This is a genomic window from Lachnoclostridium phytofermentans ISDg (assembly GCF_000018685.1).
Classification (GTDB): domain Bacteria; phylum Bacillota; class Clostridia; order Lachnospirales; family Lachnospiraceae; genus Lachnoclostridium; species Lachnoclostridium phytofermentans.
This window is the reverse complement of sequence record NC_010001.1, coordinates 46014-66108: the sequence shown is the minus strand read 5'-3', so window position 1 is coordinate 66108 and position 20095 is coordinate 46014. Positions and strand designations below refer to the sequence as shown.

17 protein-coding genes are annotated in these 20095 nt (G+C 35.3%); all 17 read right to left on the bottom strand.

What is annotated here, in order from left to right; all coding sequences use genetic code 11:
• Positions 1-358: 358 nt before the first annotated feature.
• Positions 359-718, bottom strand: coding sequence for a YbaB/EbfC family nucleoid-associated protein (locus CPHY_RS00290; protein ID WP_012198080.1), 360 nt, complete (start codon positions 716-718; stop codon positions 359-361).
• 26 nt (positions 719-744) lie between these two features.
• Positions 745-2313, bottom strand: coding sequence for a DNA polymerase III subunit gamma/tau (dnaX, locus tag CPHY_RS00285; RefSeq protein ID WP_012198079.1), 1569 nt, complete (start codon positions 2311-2313; stop codon positions 745-747).
• Positions 2314-2499: 186 nt separating this feature from the next.
• Positions 2500-3474, bottom strand: a complete 975-nt coding sequence (locus CPHY_RS00280) for a M15 family metallopeptidase (protein ID WP_012198078.1) — start codon at positions 3472-3474, stop codon at positions 2500-2502.
• 169 nt (positions 3475-3643) lie between these two features.
• Complete coding sequence (locus CPHY_RS00275; protein ID WP_012198077.1) at positions 3644-3913, bottom strand: hypothetical protein; 270 nt, start codon at positions 3911-3913, stop codon at positions 3644-3646.
• A gap of 138 nt (positions 3914-4051) precedes the next feature.
• Complete coding sequence (locus tag CPHY_RS00270) at positions 4052-5056, bottom strand: SCP2 sterol-binding domain-containing protein (protein WP_012198076.1); 1005 nt, start codon at positions 5054-5056, stop codon at positions 4052-4054.
• On the bottom strand, positions 5046-6236 hold the full coding sequence (locus tag CPHY_RS00265) for a rhomboid family intramembrane serine protease (protein ID WP_012198075.1): 1191 nt from the start codon (positions 6234-6236) through the stop codon (positions 5046-5048). Before CPHY_RS00265 ends, CPHY_RS00270 begins: the two co-directional genes overlap by 11 nt.
• Before the next feature lie 12 nt (positions 6237-6248).
• Positions 6249-7748 (bottom strand): glycerol kinase GlpK, encoded by a 1500-nt coding sequence (gene glpK, locus CPHY_RS00260; RefSeq protein WP_012198074.1) that lies wholly within the window; start codon positions 7746-7748, stop codon positions 6249-6251.
• 294 nt (positions 7749-8042) lie between these two features.
• Positions 8043-9785 (bottom strand): DUF6382 domain-containing protein, encoded by a 1743-nt coding sequence (locus CPHY_RS00255; RefSeq protein WP_012198073.1) that lies wholly within the window; start codon positions 9783-9785, stop codon positions 8043-8045.
• A 255-nt stretch (positions 9786-10040) separates the two neighbouring features.
• Positions 10041-10613, bottom strand: coding sequence for a TadE/TadG family type IV pilus assembly protein (locus CPHY_RS00250; RefSeq protein ID WP_012198072.1), 573 nt, complete (start codon positions 10611-10613; stop codon positions 10041-10043).
• Positions 10614-10759: 146 nt separating this feature from the next.
• Positions 10760-11194 (bottom strand): prepilin peptidase, encoded by a 435-nt coding sequence (locus CPHY_RS00245; RefSeq protein ID WP_012198071.1) that lies wholly within the window; start codon positions 11192-11194, stop codon positions 10760-10762.
• Positions 11195-11273: 79 nt separating this feature from the next.
• Positions 11274-12188 (bottom strand): hypothetical protein, encoded by a 915-nt coding sequence (locus CPHY_RS00240; RefSeq protein WP_012198070.1) that lies wholly within the window; start codon positions 12186-12188, stop codon positions 11274-11276.
• Between the two features lie 164 nt (positions 12189-12352).
• A complete protein-coding gene (locus tag CPHY_RS00235) occupies positions 12353-14836 on the bottom strand; it encodes a DUF5702 domain-containing protein (protein WP_012198069.1) in 2484 nt (827 codons plus the stop codon).
• A gap of 12 nt (positions 14837-14848) precedes the next feature.
• Entirely contained in the window at positions 14849-15052 is a 204-nt protein-coding gene (locus CPHY_RS00230; protein WP_012198068.1) for a Flp1 family type IVb pilin, read from the bottom strand.
• A 115-nt stretch (positions 15053-15167) separates the two neighbouring features.
• Entirely contained in the window at positions 15168-16625 is a 1458-nt protein-coding gene (locus CPHY_RS00225; protein ID WP_012198067.1) for a hypothetical protein, read from the bottom strand.
• Between the two features lie 16 nt (positions 16626-16641).
• Positions 16642-17214, bottom strand: coding sequence for a type II secretion system F family protein (locus tag CPHY_RS00220; protein ID WP_157668631.1), 573 nt, complete (start codon positions 17212-17214; stop codon positions 16642-16644).
• 261 nt (positions 17215-17475) lie between these two features.
• On the bottom strand, positions 17476-18690 hold the full coding sequence (locus CPHY_RS00215; protein ID WP_012198065.1) for a CpaF family protein: 1215 nt from the start codon (positions 18688-18690) through the stop codon (positions 17476-17478).
• 287 nt (positions 18691-18977) lie between these two features.
• Positions 18978-19952 carry a P-loop NTPase family protein gene (locus CPHY_RS00210; protein WP_012198064.1) on the bottom strand — a complete coding sequence of 325 codons (975 nt, stop codon included), beginning with the start codon at positions 19950-19952 and terminating at the stop codon, positions 18978-18980.
• Positions 19953-20095 lie beyond the last annotated feature (143 nt).

The following is a 20095-nucleotide window of genomic DNA, read 5'->3' as shown; positions in this document are numbered from 1 at the left end:
CATAACACTTAAGACAAGAACTTTCTCAAAATGACAGTAGCCTACAGATATAGCCTAGAGTCACACTATCTAATTTTTTACTATTTATTCTTATTTAATCTTTTATTTGATCTTCTATTTAACTTCTAATTAATCTTCTAATTAACCTTTTAATTGACCTTTTAATTGACCTTTTAATTAACCTTTAATTAACCTTTAATTAATCTTATATCTACCTTTATCATACCATTATTTTCATACATACTACAAGTACCAAAACAAAAAGATATCTTTCAACAGTATTCTCATTCATGAAAAACTCATACTGATAAAAGATATCTTTTTGTCTTATAATAAGTGACGAATTTATTCTTAGTAATTAGAATAAACCGCCTAATCCTCCAAAATTGCCTAATCCACCAGCAATAGAGTTCATAGCACTTGCTGACTCTTCTTCCATCTTACGAAGAGCTTCATTTGTTGCAGCAACGATTAAGTCTTCTAGCATCTCGATGTCATCTGGATCTACAACTTCTTTTGATAACTTAACAGATACTACTTCTTTCTTACCAGAAACAGTTACAGTAACAGCACCGCCACCAGCAGTAGCCTCCCACTGTTTTTCTTCCATCTCTTTTGTCTTATCTTCCATCTGCTTTTGCATTCTCTGTGCCTGCTTCATCAGATTATTCATGTTACCAGGCATATTACCACCTGGAAATCCACCACGCTTTGCCATACTCATTTCTCCTTCCAACTTTTTGGTTAATCGACATATTCAATCGGAACCTTTTTCATTATTTTTGTTAAATCAGGATAAGCTTCTAAAGCTTCTCCATCCTTTATCACCTTAGTTTGAACTAAGACTTCTTTTCCAATGGTATCTGCGATTGCTGTTTTAATTTCTTCAAGATGAGATTCTTGATTAATCACACCCTCATCTACTTCCTTCTCAAACACCAGGATTATCGTATTTCCTTCTCCAGGTACAACGCGTGCACTAATCAGTACCGTTCGTACCAATGGAGGCAAACTTCTTAGAATTGAATTCCAATTCCTTGCAACTTCTTGTAAATCAGCACTCACAGCTTTGGGTAACTCTACTGGTACCGAAGCTTTCTTAGCCTTTTCTACCACAGGTACTGCACCTTCTATTTCATCCTTAGAGGTTACAAAAACACCTTCCTCTAAACGGTTTTCTAGTACCTGTATCCGATGGATTAATGAGGCATAGTCTGTTTCCATTGCTGGTTTACATAGCTTTACCAATGCAACCTCAATCATAACTCTCTTTTGTGTTGCATACTTCACTTGATTTGATAACTCTGAAAAAATACGGATAAAACGTATCAAAAGTTCCGTATCACAACTTTGTGCTTCCTGTTTTAATAACTGCAATTGGTCACTTGACATCTCAAGAATTTCTTCCATATCTTCTGAAGTCTTTGCCAAAAGTAAATTTCTTAAATACCAGGTAAAGTCTATCGTAAATTGTGTAAGCTCTCTTCCTTGAATAATTAATTCTTCTAAAATCGCTACACAATCAGTTACACTTCCTTTTCGAATGTAACGTAAGAGCCTTGCAAAAACCTCAATATCTACGGTTCCCAATGCATCTAATACATTATCATAAGTTAAAGACTGTCCAAAGTAAAAGGCAATGCATTGATCTAAAAGGCTAAGCGCATCTCGAAAAGATCCATCTGCTGCTCTAGCAACATATCTTAATGCCTTCTCCTCTGCTTCAATGCCTTCTTTTTCGGTAATTACCCGCAATCGTTTCGTTATTTCATCAATGGTAACTCTACGAAAATCATAGCGTTGACAACGTGATAATATGGTAATCGGTATCTTGTGTACTTCCGTAGTTGCCAGTATAAATATTACATAGGACGGTGGCTCCTCTAATGTTTTTAACAGTGCATTAAATGCTCCCGCAGAAAGCATATGAACCTCGTCTATAATATATACCTTATAATTTCCTTCCGTTGGGGAATACTTTACTTCTTCTACAATCTCCCTGATATTATCCACGCCATTATTGGATGCAGCATCAATTTCTATAACGTTCATCGAGCTTTGCGATTGTATCGCTTTACACATTGCACATTCATTGCATGGATTACCATCTATAGGATGCTCACAGTTCACTGTTTTTGCTAGTATTTTCGCTACTGTTGTCTTTCCAGTACCACGAGTACCGCAAAACAGGTATGCATGCCCGATACGCTTCGCCTTGATTTGATTTTTCAGTGTTGTAACAATATGATCTTGCCCCTTAACATCTTCAAATGTGTCTGGGCGAAACTTTCTATATAATGCCATGTATGACATAGCGACACCGTATCCTTCCTATTGCTCCATTATCCGCACTGTACATTTCATCTGCAATACTCATTGTATCAACAATGTATGATGTCGATGCAATGTACAATGTAGATGCATTGCTCATTATAACATGAGAGAAAGTATCTTCGCAATGTATCATTGCTTACGCAATGTATCATTGCTTACGCAATGCTATTGAAATACCTTCTGAAAATGCTGATAATCTTTAGAGGTCTGCCAATCGCCACCCCAAGTAAATCCTCTTTTTGCAAATGCTTTCTGGCAAACGTCATCTTTCATTATATAATATTCATTCTCTAATGTTCTATCTTCATACTCCGCTCCGTTCTCAGGAACAATTATGGTTTCCCCATTAATTGTGCGAACGTAAGGGTTGTATTTTGGATTGATATCGATGGCTAAACCATAGGCATGCTTAGAAAGAGTTGTTGTTCCTTCTACCATACGATAATTAAAACTAGAAGTATTATTTGCAGCCATACTTTCATTATCATCTGCATCAAACTCATCAATTAAAACCATTTGCTCAATCGGATATCTTTCATCAAATAGCTCTTTAAATATATCTATAACATCCTCTTTTATTAACTTATTTACTATTAATTCTCCAATGTGTATTTCACCATCAAATCCAAAGTGTAGTACTCTCACATAACTTAGTGTATCTATCGAAATCGTACATCCTTCACTAAAGGACTTATTCTCCATGCGCTCAAATAATGAAGGACTAATTTCCTCAGCATAGAAACATTCTGCTAATGTAGCAGCATTTGCTGTGTATACCTTAACTATTGATTTCGCTGGCATACTGTTAATCGCTTTCACGGTATCCATATCGACTACCTCACTGCTGTCTGGTTTCAATACACTTCCTAAATCATCTAACGAACTTTCGAATAGTTCAATATCCATCTCTGATCCATTCATAGAATTATCCGTACTCTTTGTCTCATCAATGCCTATTTGATTATTCTCTTGTAATTTCTCATTTCCCTCCGTCTTTCCAGACGTTAGAACTTCTTTTACTACATAGTTCGATTTCACTTCTACTTTCGTACCATCCTGCGTCTCATTACATGCAGTCAAAGAAAGTATCATGGTCCCCACAACGAACATCTTAAAAGGTTTTTGATAAAATTTAATCATCTACATTTCCTTTCCCATATATTACATTGTTACCCTAAAATACTTCTCCCTTTTCTGTCTTGCCTAAGAACACTCCCCGCAAAGTATCTTAATGCAATTCCTTTATTAAAGTGGATATTCGTAATCCGCTTATGCTACTTGCTCATAACTTCATTTCGTGGCATATTCGCTAATCTTCTTCTATTACATGAATTTCTAAGTAATCAAATTCGATCTGTTCAATGAAATTATCTTGAAAAAACCTAGTTTTATCATGTTTTTTAAAATCTTTGATAGTGACTTCAAGCCACAATGGCTTTGATAAATCAAATTCATGACAAACTTCATCCAAAGCATGAAAAATCTTTTTAGTTCTGGTACGTTCTGTAGAATCATCTTCTATTACAATATCCCGAAGTAAATGGTTGTCTTTTATCATCTTAGCCCATATACGAAACATAATTTTCCTCATTTCTGCGCTGCCTTTTGTCTTACTCACAAGACAATGCGTATCATCAAGTTTACAGTTATAGCGCAGACACAATCTTGTTCAATATAATTCTTTTCATTGGATACATCCATGAATTAGTTTTGTTATTTACGATAACGCCGAAAAGTTAAATAACTGATCAAACCTTCTTAGAATTTTAAAATCACCCTTGGCAGTTAATTCACCTGACATAAAGGCTCCTTGGAAGGTTGTTCTTCCATTCACCAGTCGATTCACCATTTCTTTCGTTGTCTTTGCTATAACATCTGCCTCTATATTGTCTTCATAGCTACATTTTAACTGTTTTCCAGCTACTAGAAGTAACAGTGTCTTATCAGTATCTGTCATTGTAATGGAAAACGTAGCCTGGAAATTATCTTCCTGTGGCTTAAAATTGTCTTTAAAGTTTTTAATAAAATCCTGATTCTTCTCTGAACCACTTTTTTCTAGCATGCCACGAAACATCTGTGCCAATTCTTCTATGTCTTCTTTTTGTTTCTTTACATAAGTATCATCTGATACATACATTGATAACTGTTCACTCTCTTGTGGTGTTAATTCAATCGGAGTTGTTGTCAAAGTATTTTTCATAACTGCATGACTACTACTTGAAAATGTAACTGATTTTTGATTAATAAAACGATACAATGACTCCGCTTTTCGTTCGAAGATACCTGCATAGGAAGTATTTACTTCAAAGTCGATAGAATTCTCTACATAAGCTATGATACCATCGAGAGATGTTCCTCCTAGAACCTCCCAAGATCTCTTTAAATGAAGTTCAGCCTCTCGCTCCCCGTAAGTGTTTGCAGTTACAATTGGAAACATGCTAAGCGTTTGCATCTTCTGCTTATCGCCATATAGCCAGCACGCATCTAAAAACTGCTGCATAAACCCACCGATACCCATCCATTCCACATTTACTGCAAGTATAATACCGTCTGCCTCTTTTAATGTACCCGGAAGCATGCTGATGCTATTTTTTTGTTCATATAGGTTATATCTTGTAACTTCTACACGAAGTTCCTCTAAAACCTCTGTCATCTTATTCATTACGCAGATGGTTGGATCTTCGATTAAGCCTCTTCCCCCATAATAGATATTAATCTTCACGTATGCGCCCCCTCTTCTTTCGGTAAACAAGCATAGCAATAAAGAAGCCCGCAAGCAGACCTCCCACATGAGCAGCATTATCAACACCCTGACTTGTAAATCCTCCATACAAACTAAGTGCTATAAAGATGATAATCTGCCTGGTACCAATCGTCTCTAGTCTTCCTTTGTTCACTACTACAATCAATGCGATTGCTCCTATAACGCCAAATACTGCTCCTGACGCGCCAATACTATTGCTAAATAAACCTTTCCACATATTATAACTCATAGAGGCAATCCCTGCAACAATTCCAGACAGAAAGTAAATCAATAGATACTTAAATTTACCGACATGTCGCTCCAATGTGGACCCCATAATTGCCAGAATAAGCATGTTATTTACTAGATGACTTATATTCGCATGTAAAAATTGATAGGTTAAAAGTCGATAGTATTCGTTATTAAATTTTATAAGCGGCCAGAAAATGCAACCTTCTGAAATAATCTTATTATAATTACCGGACAGGTCAGTATAGAAAAATACCACTGCGTTTAGTGCAATTAGAACTAGTGTAACTATGCCAACACCAGAGAAAAATCCGTTCTTTCTCTGATATGCTTTTCCTGACTGATAATCACCGTACCCTTGCTGATAGGAGCCTTGTTGATGGGTACCTTGACTTCTTTGATTTTCGTAATCACTGCCATAACCACCCCAAGAGTTTTCATTGTTTCCTTGACTATCAGTATTTTGGCTTGAATAATCCTGCCCTCCATGGGTAGCAAAATATAATCTTCCATATTCTGAAATTAGTTGCTCTAACCCACGAAATACTCCATTCTCATCCCTAGCCTGACCCTCAAAAAGCATCAGACGATACTGAAGCATATCAACGATACAAGCGCTTTCGCTCATCCTACAAATCTTTAAAGCTTCCTCTGTATTCTTTGTGCAAAGAATTGCGTATACCAAAACCTTTTGATAACCCTTGCTAAAAAAGGCTGTTTCGATTTGACGTTTAATGTTTTGATACTGATCATTTAAGATTTCTGTTCCATTATAAATTTCAATCAGCCAATATACGGTGCATTGCTCTAGATTTGTTTGATAGAATACATCCATACCAGATGCATTTACCTGTAAACGCTGACATCCCTTGGTTAAAAAATATTCTAATATTTTATTATATAATTCCAAGCTTTAACTCCTTTACTCGATATCCTCCGCCCATGCAAGCGCACATCGAACAGCACGTTTCCAGCCCTTTAAAAGTTCCTTTCGTTTTTGTTCATCCATCTGTGGGGAGAAAGTACCGCCAAGTGTCCAATTATCTTTAATTTCATTTCGGTCCTTAAAATATCCAGTTGCAAGTCCTGCAAGATAAGCAGCACCCAGCGCCGTTGTTTCAATACATTGTGGACGATATACCAATGTGTTTAGGACATCTGCTTGAAACTGCATTAAGAAATTATTTGCACTAGCACCGCCATCTACCCTAAGACTCTTTAAGGATATATTAGAGTCTTGTTCCATTGCATGAAGAACATTCACAGTTTGGTATGCAAGTGATTCTAAGGTTGCTCGAATCATATGCTCCTTACTAAACCCTCTAGTAATACCAACGATTGTCCCTCTAGCATATGGATTCCAGTAAGGGGCGCCAAGACCGGTAAATGCTGGTACTACATAAACACCATTTGTATCCTCTACCTCTTTTGCATACTCTTCTGACTGGCTGGCCTTTTTAATCATTCTCTGCTCATCTCTTAACCATTGAATGGCTGCACCAGCAACAAAAACGCTTCCTTCTAATGCATACTCAATATGCCCCGCATCTCCTGCAGCTATTGTTGTAAGTAATCCATTTTGTGATTCAATTGCAGTATCTCCAGTATTCATCAAAAGAAAACATCCAGTACCATACGTATTCTTAACTTCACCCGGCTCAAAACAGCACTGTCCGAATAATGCCGCTTGTTGATCACCGGCAGCACCAGAAATAAGAATTTCACCACCAAGAAGACCTTCTTCGGTATGTCCAAAGATACTACTAGATGCCTGCACCTTAGGTAGCATACTCTTTGGTATTTTAAAATAAGTTAAGATTTCATCATCCCAACAAAGGTTATGAATGTCAAAAAGCATCGTACGTGAAGCATTGGTATAATCCGTTACATGTACTCTACCTTTTGTCAAGTTCCATATAATCCAGGTATCAACCGTTCCAAATAAAAGACTTCCTGCTTCTGCTCTTTCCCTAACCCCATCTACATTATCAAGAATCCACTTTATCTTAGTTGCAGAAAAATAGGCATCTGGGATAAGTCCCGTCTTTTTTCTTATTACGGAATCAAACCCATCTTTTTTTAATTGCTCAATCATATCTGCGGTACGATGGCATTGCCACACAATAGCATTATATACAGGTTCTCCTGTATTCTTATCCCAAACAATAGTGGTCTCTCTTTGATTTGTAATTCCAATCGAATCAATATCTTCTGCTTTCGCACCAATTGCTGCCATCGCCTCTGCTGCCACACTTATCTGAGAAGACCAGATATCCATCGGTCTATGTTCCACCCAGCCAGTTCTTGGGTACACCTGCGTGAATTCCTTCTGCGCTACACTGCAAACTTCCCCTCTCTGGTTAAAAAGAATACATCGCGAACTTGTTGTCCCCTGATCAAGTGCCATAATGTACTTTTCCATAAATACCTCCATTCTTGCATATGTTATATGCCTGGACAGATTGTATCTGCATAATCCTTATGCATCGCCCAATTAAGTTTTTACTTTAGCCGTTACCTGTTGTCTGATAATTAAACTCTCAAAAATCCAAAAGGGTGTTGTACGGCCTTTTGATTCCCTTTTTCAAAGGACCGCTACAACACCTCCTTGTCTCTATAAGTAATTACCTAATTATCAACATTATATAACAGTTGATTTATTTGGGCAAGTAAACTTATGTAAAATATACGGGTTAACCTTGGTAGCTAACTCATTCTACTTGTTTAAACAATGAAAGATAAAACCTATGTTTGCAAAGGAAACCGTATCTCCTTGCTTTATTTCAAAATTCTCGTTTGGCATTAATTTTCTTCCATTTACAAAAGTCCCGTTCGTGGAATCAAGATCTGTTAATATAAATCTACTCTCATCCTTTTCAAGTTTTGCATGATATCTACTAACCGCGGTGTTAATTAAACTATAACCCAGGTTATTTTTTGCAGTCCCTATATAAAATGGATACTCCTTAATTTCTATTGTATCATATTTCGTTGATTCTAAAGGAATAAGAGTATCGTATTCTTTATCAGGGCAAGTAAGCAGTATCGTGCACTCCTCCTCGTCGTAGGATTCTCCCGAATGATAAGCTTCTCCAGAGCCATAAGATTCTCCCGAATAATCAGAAGATGAATCCTCTCCATAAATCATAGGGGATTCATTATTTTCCCATGTAAAATTAGAAAGATTATTAAAATTCAGATTATTGTCTTGCTTATGTATTCTATAACTATTTTCTATCAAGCTATTATCTTCTGAAGATACAGAATTAGAAAATAAATCTTCCTTATCTGGCATTTGATAGGTAGTTCTTGTTATAATGCGACTTAGCTTTCTTTCTTTCGCAAATATTTTCAAATAACCATAACCCAATATGACTCCCATAACAGAAAGTAAAGAGATTAACTTTAATCCATCTATCTTTTTCTTTAAGGATTGATATAAAAATCCCTTTTGATAAGTGTATAGGAAAATTCCGATACATACAATAAATAGTACTGCAAATAAAGCATAGCAAAAGAAAGGATAGTATAGGATTTCTTCTTCCTGCTCCAGCTTTTCTTTTACAAAGGGATATTTATGTTCCTTCTTTGTTTCTTTCTTTTGATTACCATATTTCTTACTTGCTCCGTTTTCATTTTCTTTCCCAAGTATTCTTTCTTTTGTATCTGCTAATAAAGAAGTCACTTTATATTGTAAAAGATTTCTTCGAGATGGATTCGCCAAAGATTCCTTAAGCTTCTGATTCTTCTTTTCTTCATTATGTTTATTAAAATTAGATGGCTGCTTTATGGTATTTTTGCTTTGATAAGGCTCTCTATTACTTTGGGGTTCTTTCACTTTATCCAGTTTACCTTGCGATTCTAATCCATTTTCCATATATAGCGTATCTGATTTATCTTTTACTTCCAGTTCCTCCATAAAAGACTTAAGTTCTTGTATCGTGATACTATCTTCCTTACTCTTCATATAAAGTGAATACACAAATAGTACCGCTTCCTTATCCTGATAATCTACACTCCCCATTAAAAATTCTAAAAATGCAACCAGCTGTTCCTGAAGCGGAACATGATACCCCGGATAATAACATAAACCTAATTTATAATCCGGCAAATGGATAAACGTGTATTCTGGTAACAACACAAAATCCTTGGTATCTAAAAGATACGATTTTGCATCTTTTAAAACTGCTAACAGATGATTAAGAAGCATTGTTACTTGACTTAGCCTTAGAGGAACCTTTTCAGATATACAAGAAATCGCTTGGTATCCTGTAACTTCATAATGAAATTGTTTATGATTATCGATGGAATGAACTTGAAAAGATAGTATTCCTTCAATTTTATTATGTTCCAGCATCTTCTCCTGAAAAGACGCCCTCTCCTCTCCTCTTCCATTGAAAATCAAATAGTTATGATACATGTCCCGTTTCCATTCCGAACGGATATCTTCTTTTCCCACGTTTATTCACTCCCTCTATCCACCATATTTAGCCCAATTTATGCTAATACGAAACCTTACACAGCATATTTAGTAAATTCATTCCTGTGATTATAACTTAGTTAATTGCGACATTTACTTCTAACTTAGTTCATTACGACATTTACTTTTAACTTAAATCATTACGACATTTACTTCTAACAGTAAAGCATCCCTACATTACTGTTTATATTAATAATCCCTGTATTTACTTTTAACATTAATTTTTTCTGATATTTATTTCATCTTTCCTACAAGTTCTTTTAATTTCTGTACTGCCTTATCTACTCCCTTTATTTTTTTACCAAGATTTATCGATACTTCAAATAATCTTGTTTTCTCTTCCCTCGAAAATATACTTTCCTCAAAGCAAAAAGGCACTGTGAAACTATCCTTCTTTAAAATTCCAAACAGTTTTGCACTTGGAAAAACTGCTTTTAATTTACCTGTTATTTTAACCTTAGACAAGGTAGTCTGAACTTGTAAATCTCTTATCTCACATACCCAATAACCATTAGTTAATGTTTCATTTACATAACTTAATACCTTTCTCTCATCCTTTTCTCTTCCCACACCAAATGGATAGAGAATACTTTTGGATAAATAATCTTCTTCTCTTAATACTGTCCAGTCCATATCAACTTGGTAAGAGATATAGGAAGCAGCTTTTAAAGCTACTTCCTCCCCTAATGCTTGTAATTTTGTTCTGTCATGGCTATAGAAACTATAATTTAAAAGAAATAAAATCGTATAAAATACAAGTGGTAAAACAAAAGCTGCTTCCACTGTAAAAAAAGCTTTTTTTATCATTTTTACTCCTTATCGTTAGCTGCTTCGTCTATTGTAAATTAATCCATCTCTTACGCATTGATTCATGAACTCTAACTGTAGAGAGATTCTCTATACGTGATTAGCACCGTGGCGGGATTATAACTTCTATGTTGGTGCTACATCTCCTATTTTATTAAGATACAGCCAAGGTACCCCAAAAATAAAAATGGTACAAACGGAATTGTTTTCTTACGATTGCACCGAAAAAACACAAGGAGAACGATAGACACAGCAGAAGTTAACAAAAATGCATAACTTAAAAGAATTGTAGATTTGCCAATACCAAGTATCACTCCCATTGCACATAGAATATACCCATCTCCAATACCAATCTGCCCTCTTGTAACCTTACTAAGGATTACAAAGAAAAGCCCAAGAAGTATTCCGAATATTCTTTCGATCAATGTTATCTCAGAGGGCATGGCTAGTTCAAAAACAATAAGCGGAAGTAAACTAATAAGCCACCAACACGAGATTTCCTTCCGTTTTATATCCTGTATTCCTAAGATAAAGAGTATTACTCCAATCCAGATTACTCCACAAAGTTTAAAAATACTCATTAAACTTATCTCACCAAAACTGATCATGGATAACACGTTCTTAACTCCCCCTATTCTTTTCGCTTGTTTTTCGTTTGAATTACTCCTTCTTATATGTTTTACATCTACTACACTCGCCTCTCGCTCCTACCTCAGTCAACAGCACTTTTATAACAGTACGTTTTATACCAGAACAAGTACGGCTACTATGATAGCAATCTCCATATTCTGTGATATAAACGGTACTAGGAAGTGTTGAGTTTTTTTGAAAGCACAATTCACATGCTCGGTAAGTACTATGATTAGAATTGTATATAAAAGAAATCCTTGTACTATCCACTGCTTGAACATTGATTTTAATATGGGAACAATTTGCATTGGTATGATATACGGTTCCGTTTGGTGTAATATAAACATATTCACCATCTTCGTTGTCTCCCTCATCTGTTTTCAGCGAGGAAGGTACTGCATGTCCATTAAACATTCGAATTCTTATTCGCTGTACCACTGGAAATACTGGTAAAATATCTTTCCATATCGGAAGCTGTATCTTATATTGCATTACAACCTGGATACACTCCTCTTCATCAAACAGAGACGACCCTAAAAATGATATTCCTGCATATCCACCTTGAATACAATTCGTTATAGCATGATGATCCTTCACATATGGTTTTATAGATTCTTTCAGCATAATACCACTTGCTGCAGACGTAAGTATATTTGTGATATCCGATGTATCAAATAACCCAGAGAAGATTGTCTCATCATCCTCGTTTAAATTTTCCTTTATCTCTGCACTACTATCCTCATCTTCACTAAAATTCATAACATAATTTGTTATCATCCCATAGGACGATATATTACTAGCAACCTTAGTCGCATAATAATGAAGGCAGTCCTGTGCAGCAATGACCTGAAAGAAAAAAACTAATGCATAAACTGCAAATGCGAATATCGGTAATGCTAAGGAAGCCTCTAATGTTAATAATCCCTTTTCTCTTTTTTTTAACACCAACTCTCCTCCCACTTAAATCAATTTCTTCTTTTACAGTCCCATAGGGTGTGGTCAAGTCTTTGTTTTTTACACGACAACATCGGCAAATGTTCTTGGAGAGAGATTTTTTTTATTTTTAATATGTAAAAAACAAAGACCTCACCACACCCTCTTAGGAGGAATTAATATGAGACTGCTTTTTGGGCCAAATATAGGTAACCGTGAATGGACAAAGCCTCACGATGTATAGCGAATGGAAGTGAAAAAAACTGTTCGGGCATGCTAACCTTAGCCACCGCACGATAACTTACAACACAATTACGTATTCGAAAGGTATCTTCATATTCATAACGAAAATTTTCCTGTATTAAGTCCATCATCCGGTAATATTGATTATTTTTATTTGAAAAAAATAACGATATTTGAAGATATCCTTTGTAACCTACACTTAAAATTCCTTCTTTTGTTTTATAATCTTTTGCCTTTTTTGTGATTCCATCTTTATTGAAGTTTGCCAAATCCTTAAATTCAACTACAAAGTCGTCTTTCATACTAAATATGGGGACATTTTTACCCAAAAGCATCGCTGCTGTTTCAACTAAAGATTGTTCTAATGCCCAGATAAATAAAACTACATACTTTACGACACTGATTAAAAAAGGCAACCCCGAAAATCCCACAACTAAGGCAGCAAATTCACTTGCTTCTCTCACCTTATTTGCATCTGTTAATACAGAAATCATATTTCCAATGGTACGTATTAAAATTAAACGATTGATAAATGAGGATACATTTTCTTTGTCACTCATATTCCCATATAATAAATACTCAAGCTCATATTGTAGAACCTGCCCAGGCTTATAGCCTTCTGATAAATAATAGGTACAGTGTTCATTTTCATATGCTTGAAACAATAATTCCTCTACCAAGCTATTTGCGAAACTACCAAGTGCATCGGTTCCGTAACTTCCTATCCCTGTTGTGGTAATATCCTCTCTATCCTCAGTGTTCATAATGTTTTTAATATTATTCTCAGCCTGTGAACTCTTCTCTGGAGATTTCTTGGCTGTAAAGGAAGGTAATTCTAACTGATATAATTCCGCTTTTGATATGCTATTCACATCTTCCAGTACTAAGTTTAGTAAGCCATCCGATATCAAGGACTTTCCAGCTTTTAAGATACTATTCTTTTCTTCCGAGAAATTAACACCACTGTAATCAAAAGCAAGCCCATCTAATTTAAAATGATCCAAAGAAGTATGTATTAGGTTAACTTTTGAAAGCCATGCAGCATATCCCTCTTCTGTATAGGTCATATTAGGCAATAGATATCTTTCTACCTCATCTAATACTTTTATATCTTGTTTTAAGGTTTCTTCCATACTTACGATGTCTTTAATTATTCCGATGCCTTTTTCTTCAGGATTTGAATACCTCTCCATCTCCTCTGAAGATTTTGATAATTCTTCGTATAAGGCATCTCCTATTTCTTCTCTTGCCTTGTTTAATCCGTCTAAAAAACTATTCTTACTATCTTGTGCTTTATATCTAGCTTCTTTAATTTTTTGTACCAAGGAAAGTGCCTGATTTGCTTTTTCTTTTACCTCTTTTAATGTATTAAGAAAACTATTCATTTTCTGATTGATAGAATTACAGCTTGCCATAAGACTATCCAATACATAGATATCTATTGTAATTGGAGATTGTTCTAATGACGTAATCCTTGCATCAATCTTCGTGGTATCACAGGGTTTGTCCTTTGATTCTTTTATCATGTCTGCTCTTTCGGCACGCAGGCTTAAAAGCGCCTCCTCACGTTGTCTAACTGCATTCTCATAGGCAGTACGATAGCGCTCCATTACATCCTGTGCACTATCCTTTAAGCTATTCAATTGATTTGGATAATTGAGGTAGTTACCCTTTAACGAATCAAATATTGTGGAATGGTTAATCAACGTGTTCTCCATCGTTGGCTCTGTGGAAAGTAGCTTTTTTGTAAAAGAATCTAATGTTTTTGGCTTTCCTTTTTTACACTCGATTTGGTTATCTTTTATTTTTATCCCATCAATGAGTTCCATCAACTTTAAGATATCCTTATCGATTAGCATGAATTCCTGCTCTACCTTCATCTTTTCTTCAAACTTTAGATTTGCCTTTTCTGTTTTTTCTAAAGCATGCGCCGAATCCAATAAATACTCTAACCCATCTGCTGCAGCTTGATATTTCATATAAGAAGTTGCTTGCTTTCGAAAAAATTCACCGTCGAGGTCCGTGATATAGTGGATATTCTCCACCGAAAGTTCCTCTAGCATTGGATTACATATGAGATAGGTTTTATTTTGTAATAGAAGGTTAGATAGTGGGTCATCTTTCGTTGGAAGAAAACTAACTTCTATTCCTTTTCTAATTTCATCTACTAATAAATTACTATCTGCTATACTGCTACCATATCCGATATCTAGCCCAAACACATGATACCGCTCAAATAAAGGTAAATAATAATCACATAGGGTTGATTCCATCGCTGTCTGTAACACTCGCTCACTATATGCTTTTGCAGCAGACACACGAGCCATCTCGATGGTTGTAACAATGAGTGTTATCATGATGGATAATGTCAAGGTCAGATAGATAGTTATTACTCCACTTGCTTTTTGCTTCCTCATTGAAATACCTCCTTACGGAGCTGGTGTAATATTATTAAAATAACTATCTGTACTAGCCTTTAATGCTCCCATCGCTCTATTAAAAATACTTGTTATCTGCTCTTGAAATATAATAATAAGCGCTATCACAACAACGATAATTAGAATAACTTCCACTACTCCAAACCCTTGATTATTTCTTAATATATTCTTATCTTTACTTTTCACTTTTCTCATACACTCCTCTATTCTAGTGCGTTAGCACTATATAATTATAATTTTAAATTATATTTAAGCCGTCTAACAGCTCTTATCTTTTGTAACATAGTGATTTCAATCAGTATTGAATCTATTACATCCCCATGGACATCATTGCGGGTACCATAAGTATTGCAATCACAATACATAACATTCCCATCATGGGCATTAGCATCTTCGTGGAGGCCCTCTCTCCTAGACGTTTTGCCTGCTCCTTCCGGTCAAGAAGTGCTTGCACTGACTCCGCTTCTAGCATAGGAATCATCCCTTTGTTCCCTTTTTTCATATTCTGAACTATGATCGTACTAAATCTAAGATAAGAAAGAAGCTTACATCTCCTTCCGAAACGTTCATAAGCAACTGACTCTGACACTCCAAGGTCGATTTCATTTTTTGTTATTATCATTTCTTCATAGGCGTATCGCATAGATTTCATACTCTTGCTTTTACTTAATTTCTTCTTATTTCGCCTGGTGCCTCCTAACTCTCTTTCCCTACGCGTGTTATAATCTTTTACAATACGCTCCCATGCTCCATATGTTGTCATACCTGCACTAAGTAATAGCGTATATTTCATCATGATCTCCGGATAATCAAGCAAAAGTTGCTCCTGTTTTTGCTGCTCTCTTTCTCTTTTTTTCTGCTCTATGAAAAATGGAATACATACCATAACCAAAATCCCTATAAGTAATAAAGGAATGGAGGAATTATTTTTGATAGGTTTCCATAAAACTTGGTCACCCAAAACCACGCTTGGAAGTGTGACCATTTCTTCTTCCCTGTTTTCCTCCTCTCTTCTTTTCACTTCTAATTCCATGATTTCCTTTATTGATAATTCTGGCTCTATTGGAGGTAATATTGTAATATTAATTTGAAATTCATAAGTATCCTCAAAGTATCGTAGCGTTACGTTAATACTGGTTGGTATACCTTCCTTAGGTGCTCCTTCCCCTCGTATACTTCCATCCTCCCACAGGTAATCTGATTGTCCAGTTTTATAAGAGACGCTAAGAGCTGGAGAACCAAATTGTTTTGGAAACTTTAAATCAGAAGTTACTTGATTAAAATCTATATTCTTATTTAGGATTATCTTATATAAGGCAGCTTCTGCTGCTTGAAACATCTTCTTTCTATCCTCTTTTTTCACTTGTTTTTCTGTTATCTCAAAGGTAAGATCTTCTTCCTCTGCCCCAAGTTGATATCCAAGGTGATAAGTTTTCGATCCTTCTCCTACTTCTGGGCGTTCTATTTTATAGCCATCTTGTAGAATTTCTTTGGGGGCTTTTTGTTCATTGATAAGAAGAATGATTAAAAATAATAGAAATACAAAAGTCATTAGCGCTCCTTTTTGATACAAGGATGCTGTCTCTTTCCTATTTGATTTTTGTGGTCGGTGAATTATTTGAAACCAGCAAAATCCGACGAAAGAATAGAGTCTCTTTAGCGGATGTTCTTTGCTATCAAGACCATCAATGAATTCTTTGTCATAGGATTTTGAAAGAAAAAAGAGAACAAGAATGAGAATAAGAACAAATAGAATTGCGTATGTCATAGTATCTCCAATCTATTTACACTCGAATGGCAATAATTTTATCTACTAACTTAGTTAGAAATAAATAAATCCCTAATAGAATTGTCATAAAAATAATTCCAAATAAATTATGATAAAGAGGTTTTAAAAACTGAGGACTGCCAAGTAACATATATCCTAAGATACCAAATGGCACTAACTTCATGATATTAGCCTCCATCTTTTTCGCTGTAATTAATGTTTCGATTTCTCTCATAACCTCTACCTTTTCACCAATTGTTTTACCTGTCATTTTAATAATAGCGACTAAATCTCCGCCAGTACGTTTGGCTGTTTTAAAAACTTCTGAAAAACATTCCACATCTTCTAACTTACTTCGATTTGCGAATTCACCAATGGCATTTTCAATAGGAATATTATGATTAATCTGAGATACAATACATTGAAATTCTTTCATTATGAGTGCCTCTTTTGAATACATTAACCCCAAATCTTTGATTGCTGCTTTAAAAGCATTCTCAACCGAATACCCTGCTTCTAAGGCTACTGACAAACTATGAATCCCATCTAAAAACTCAGTATTTAGTTTCTTTTTGCGATCCTCTGCCATTTTTCTTTGTTCCTTTTTATAAAAAAAATATAGGTAGGGTGATAATAATAGACATAAAAAGATATTTTGATAAAATAAGAAACTTACAATAAGACACAATAGAAAACCTTTGAACAGGCATACAAGAAATTCTTTTTTATTCATATGATAAATATCGTAATCCTCAACCATCTATACTCCATTCTGTCGCAATTCTGCGAATTTAAGCGACAGTACAAATTCGTGTTTGAAAAATCTTGATTTTTCAATTTACTACCTCCTTTATAAGGATAGCCCTGCACGTAATAACTTTTGTACATGGAGTAGTGAATTGTCTGTCTTTTTTAGTTCTCCTAATACTTTTCCCTCCTTCGTTTCCCCTTCTTCTGAAAATAAGAAAAGCGGATTCACTTCGATTTCCCCATCCACACATTCTAAAACCTCTACGACTTCTAAAACTTTTCTCGTCTTGTCTCGAAGTCTTCCAAGGTGAATTACAATATCAATTGCGGATGCAATTTGCTTTCTAACAGCCAATAGTGGTATATCCGCCCCAAGTAAAACCATGGTTTCTAATCGAGATAACATATCCGTTGGAGAATTGGAATGTCCTGTACTCATTCCGTTATGTCCTGTATTGAGAGCTTGTAACATATCAATACTGGAGGCATCTCGAACTTCTCCGACAATAATACGGTCGGGCCTCATACGAAGACTGCTTTTGATTAAGTCACGAATCGAGATTTCATTCTTCCCCTCCACGTTTGCATTCCTTACCTCCAAGCGAACTAAATTTGGAATATTACGTATTTGCAGCTCTGCAGAGTCTTCGATGGTAATGATTCGTTCTTCCGAGGGAACGTAGTTTGACAATGCATTTAAGAAGGTTGTTTTTCCTGAACCGGTACCTCCACTAACAAAGATATTATAGCCTGCAATCACCAATTTCTTTAAAAACTCAGCAGCTTCTTCGGTCAAGGAACCAATTGTCACCAGCTTTTCCATTGTCATTGTTTCCTTGGGGAACTTACGAATCGTAACGGTTGGTCCTCCGATTGCTATGGGTGGAAGTACTATATTGACACGGGAGCCATCCTTTAATCTTGCATCCACAATTGGGCTCGCTTCATTAATAATACGGTTCGCCCCTGCGACAATCGTTTGAATCACATCCTCAAGCTTACGATCTGATTCAAACTCCTTCTCCCATTTCATCAGTTTTCCATCTCGCTCCACGAATATTTCTTTCGCACCATTTATCATAATTTCTGTAATGGAAGTATCTTCAACAAGTTCCTGCAATACATCAAGCCTACGAATGGAATTAAAGATTTCTATACGAAGTCGTTGTTTTTCGGTAATACTTATGTATTCTTCTTTGCCACGAACCTTAATCGCTTCATCAATATGGTCAAATAATTCTTCTTCTGTTAATTCTCTTGTCATATCTATTCCCGCAAGAATTTGTTCTTGTAATTCTTGCTTCCTCTGTTCCATAGACAGTCATCACCCCCTTTTGAGTTTTGTTTTTATACTTACGAAATTCATTTTCAACCTTTAGAATTAGCAAGTAAATCCAGTTATATTTAAAAAGTATTTTATAAAAGAAATATTTTTAAAATTGAAGTATTATCAGTATTGGAGTTCTTTAAAATTGAAGTTCTTATAGAATTGAACATCTTATATAGTTGAATATCTTTAGAATTAAGTATCTTTTAAAATTGTAGTATTTTTAGTATTGTAGTATCTTTTAGAATTGAATAACTTTTAGAATTGAATAACCTTTAGAATTGCAGTTCTTTTAGAATCTGTTGATATTCTGCTTCTTTTTGTTTATCTAATCGTATACTTTTTTGCTTTTGCTCTTCATAAGGAATCACTATCTGTACTAACTTCTCTAGCAATTGATCCTGCCCGGTTCTTTTTAATTGTTCCTCAAAAGCAATACTGAAACATTGCCTAGCCTCTCCAGCTAATTGTGGCATTAACAATACGTCACAGACTTTTAATAAATCGAGTGCTAAGGAGGTATAAAGGGAAAAATCTATCACGATTGTTTCATATAACAGATTCTCCTTAAGCTCAGTGATTAAATTTATAATCTCATCAAAGGTTAATTCATAAATTTCTGCAAAATAATAAGTTCCTAAGATACAATTTAACTCTCCCACTTGTTCCAGACATTGTTTTATCTTTACACTCTTATTTGCTCCATCCTGCTTTAGTAAGTAAATTACGTCACTTAAACTGCTGTGCTCTCCATATCCAAGAATCTCAGAAGGAAAAATAGGCTGTAAACAAAGATAGACACATTTCTCCTTCGTAGCTAAATATTTTGCAAGAATTATAGCGATATGAGATTGCCTAATCTCATAACATGGAGAGAACACTCCGATTACCTTTTGCTTCCCAGTATTTTTTGTGACTGGTTTCCATGTGTATCCAAGATCTATATATCGTTCAAGTAACAGATTCATTATATTGCTAGCAGATTGATATTTAAAAATAGACTCGTTACTAAATGAGGTATCTTCACACAAGCAGTAGCTAACTTTGGAAAGATTCGTTATCATACCTTCTCGGAACTCTTCTGCGTACAAGAGGATATCCACCTTATGATCCTTCTCAAAATCTCGATATAGTTCCTCCTCTGTAAATGCGACCGTGAAGAATCCATAATCCGCCTGTTGATTCATAAATTCCATCAAAAGACGCGCATAATCCTCCTGGCGATCTAATATGGCAACAGTAATTTTCATATACTCCCCCTGAATTAAATCAAAGACTATTTCCTAAGAAACAAGATAGATGTTAGTACTTATAAGAAATTTAAGAAATTAAATCCTTAGATACTGCCTACCTTCCCCTTATATCTGATGTCCTCCAAAAGGAATAAAGGGAG

Coding starts and splice junctions, on each gene's coding strand:
- CPHY_RS00290 (WP_012198080.1), bottom strand. CDS start 718: ATGGCAAAGCGTGGTGGATTTCCAGGTGGTAATATGCCTGGTAACATG.
- CPHY_RS00220 (WP_157668631.1), bottom strand. CDS start 17,214: ATGGCAGAGGATCGCAAAAAGAAACTAAATACTGAGTTTTTAGATGGG.
- CPHY_RS00215 (WP_012198065.1), bottom strand. CDS start 18,690: ATGGAACAGAGGAAGCAAGAATTACAAGAACAAATTCTTGCGGGAATA.
- CPHY_RS00280 (WP_012198078.1), bottom strand. CDS start 3,474: ATGATTAAATTTTATCAAAAACCTTTTAAGATGTTCGTTGTGGGGACC.
- CPHY_RS00210 (WP_012198064.1), bottom strand. CDS start 19,952: ATGAAAATTACTGTTGCCATATTAGATCGCCAGGAGGATTATGCGCGT.
- CPHY_RS00250 (WP_012198072.1), bottom strand. CDS start 10,613: ATGATAAAAAAAGCTTTTTTTACAGTGGAAGCAGCTTTTGTTTTACCA.
- CPHY_RS00225 (WP_012198067.1), bottom strand. CDS start 16,625: ATGACATACGCAATTCTATTTGTTCTTATTCTCATTCTTGTTCTCTTT.
- glpK (WP_012198074.1), bottom strand. CDS start 7,748: ATGGAAAAGTACATTATGGCACTTGATCAGGGGACAACAAGTTCGCGA.
- CPHY_RS00245 (WP_012198071.1), bottom strand. CDS start 11,194: ATGAGTATTTTTAAACTTTGTGGAGTAATCTGGATTGGAGTAATACTC.
- CPHY_RS00235 (WP_012198069.1), bottom strand. CDS start 14,836: ATGAGGAAGCAAAAAGCAAGTGGAGTAATAACTATCTATCTGACCTTG.
- dnaX (WP_012198079.1), bottom strand. CDS start 2,313: ATGTCATACATGGCATTATATAGAAAGTTTCGCCCAGACACATTTGAA.
- CPHY_RS00275 (WP_012198077.1), bottom strand. CDS start 3,913: ATGTTTCGTATATGGGCTAAGATGATAAAAGACAACCATTTACTTCGG.
- CPHY_RS00230 (WP_012198068.1), bottom strand. CDS start 15,052: ATGAGAAAAGTGAAAAGTAAAGATAAGAATATATTAAGAAATAATCAA.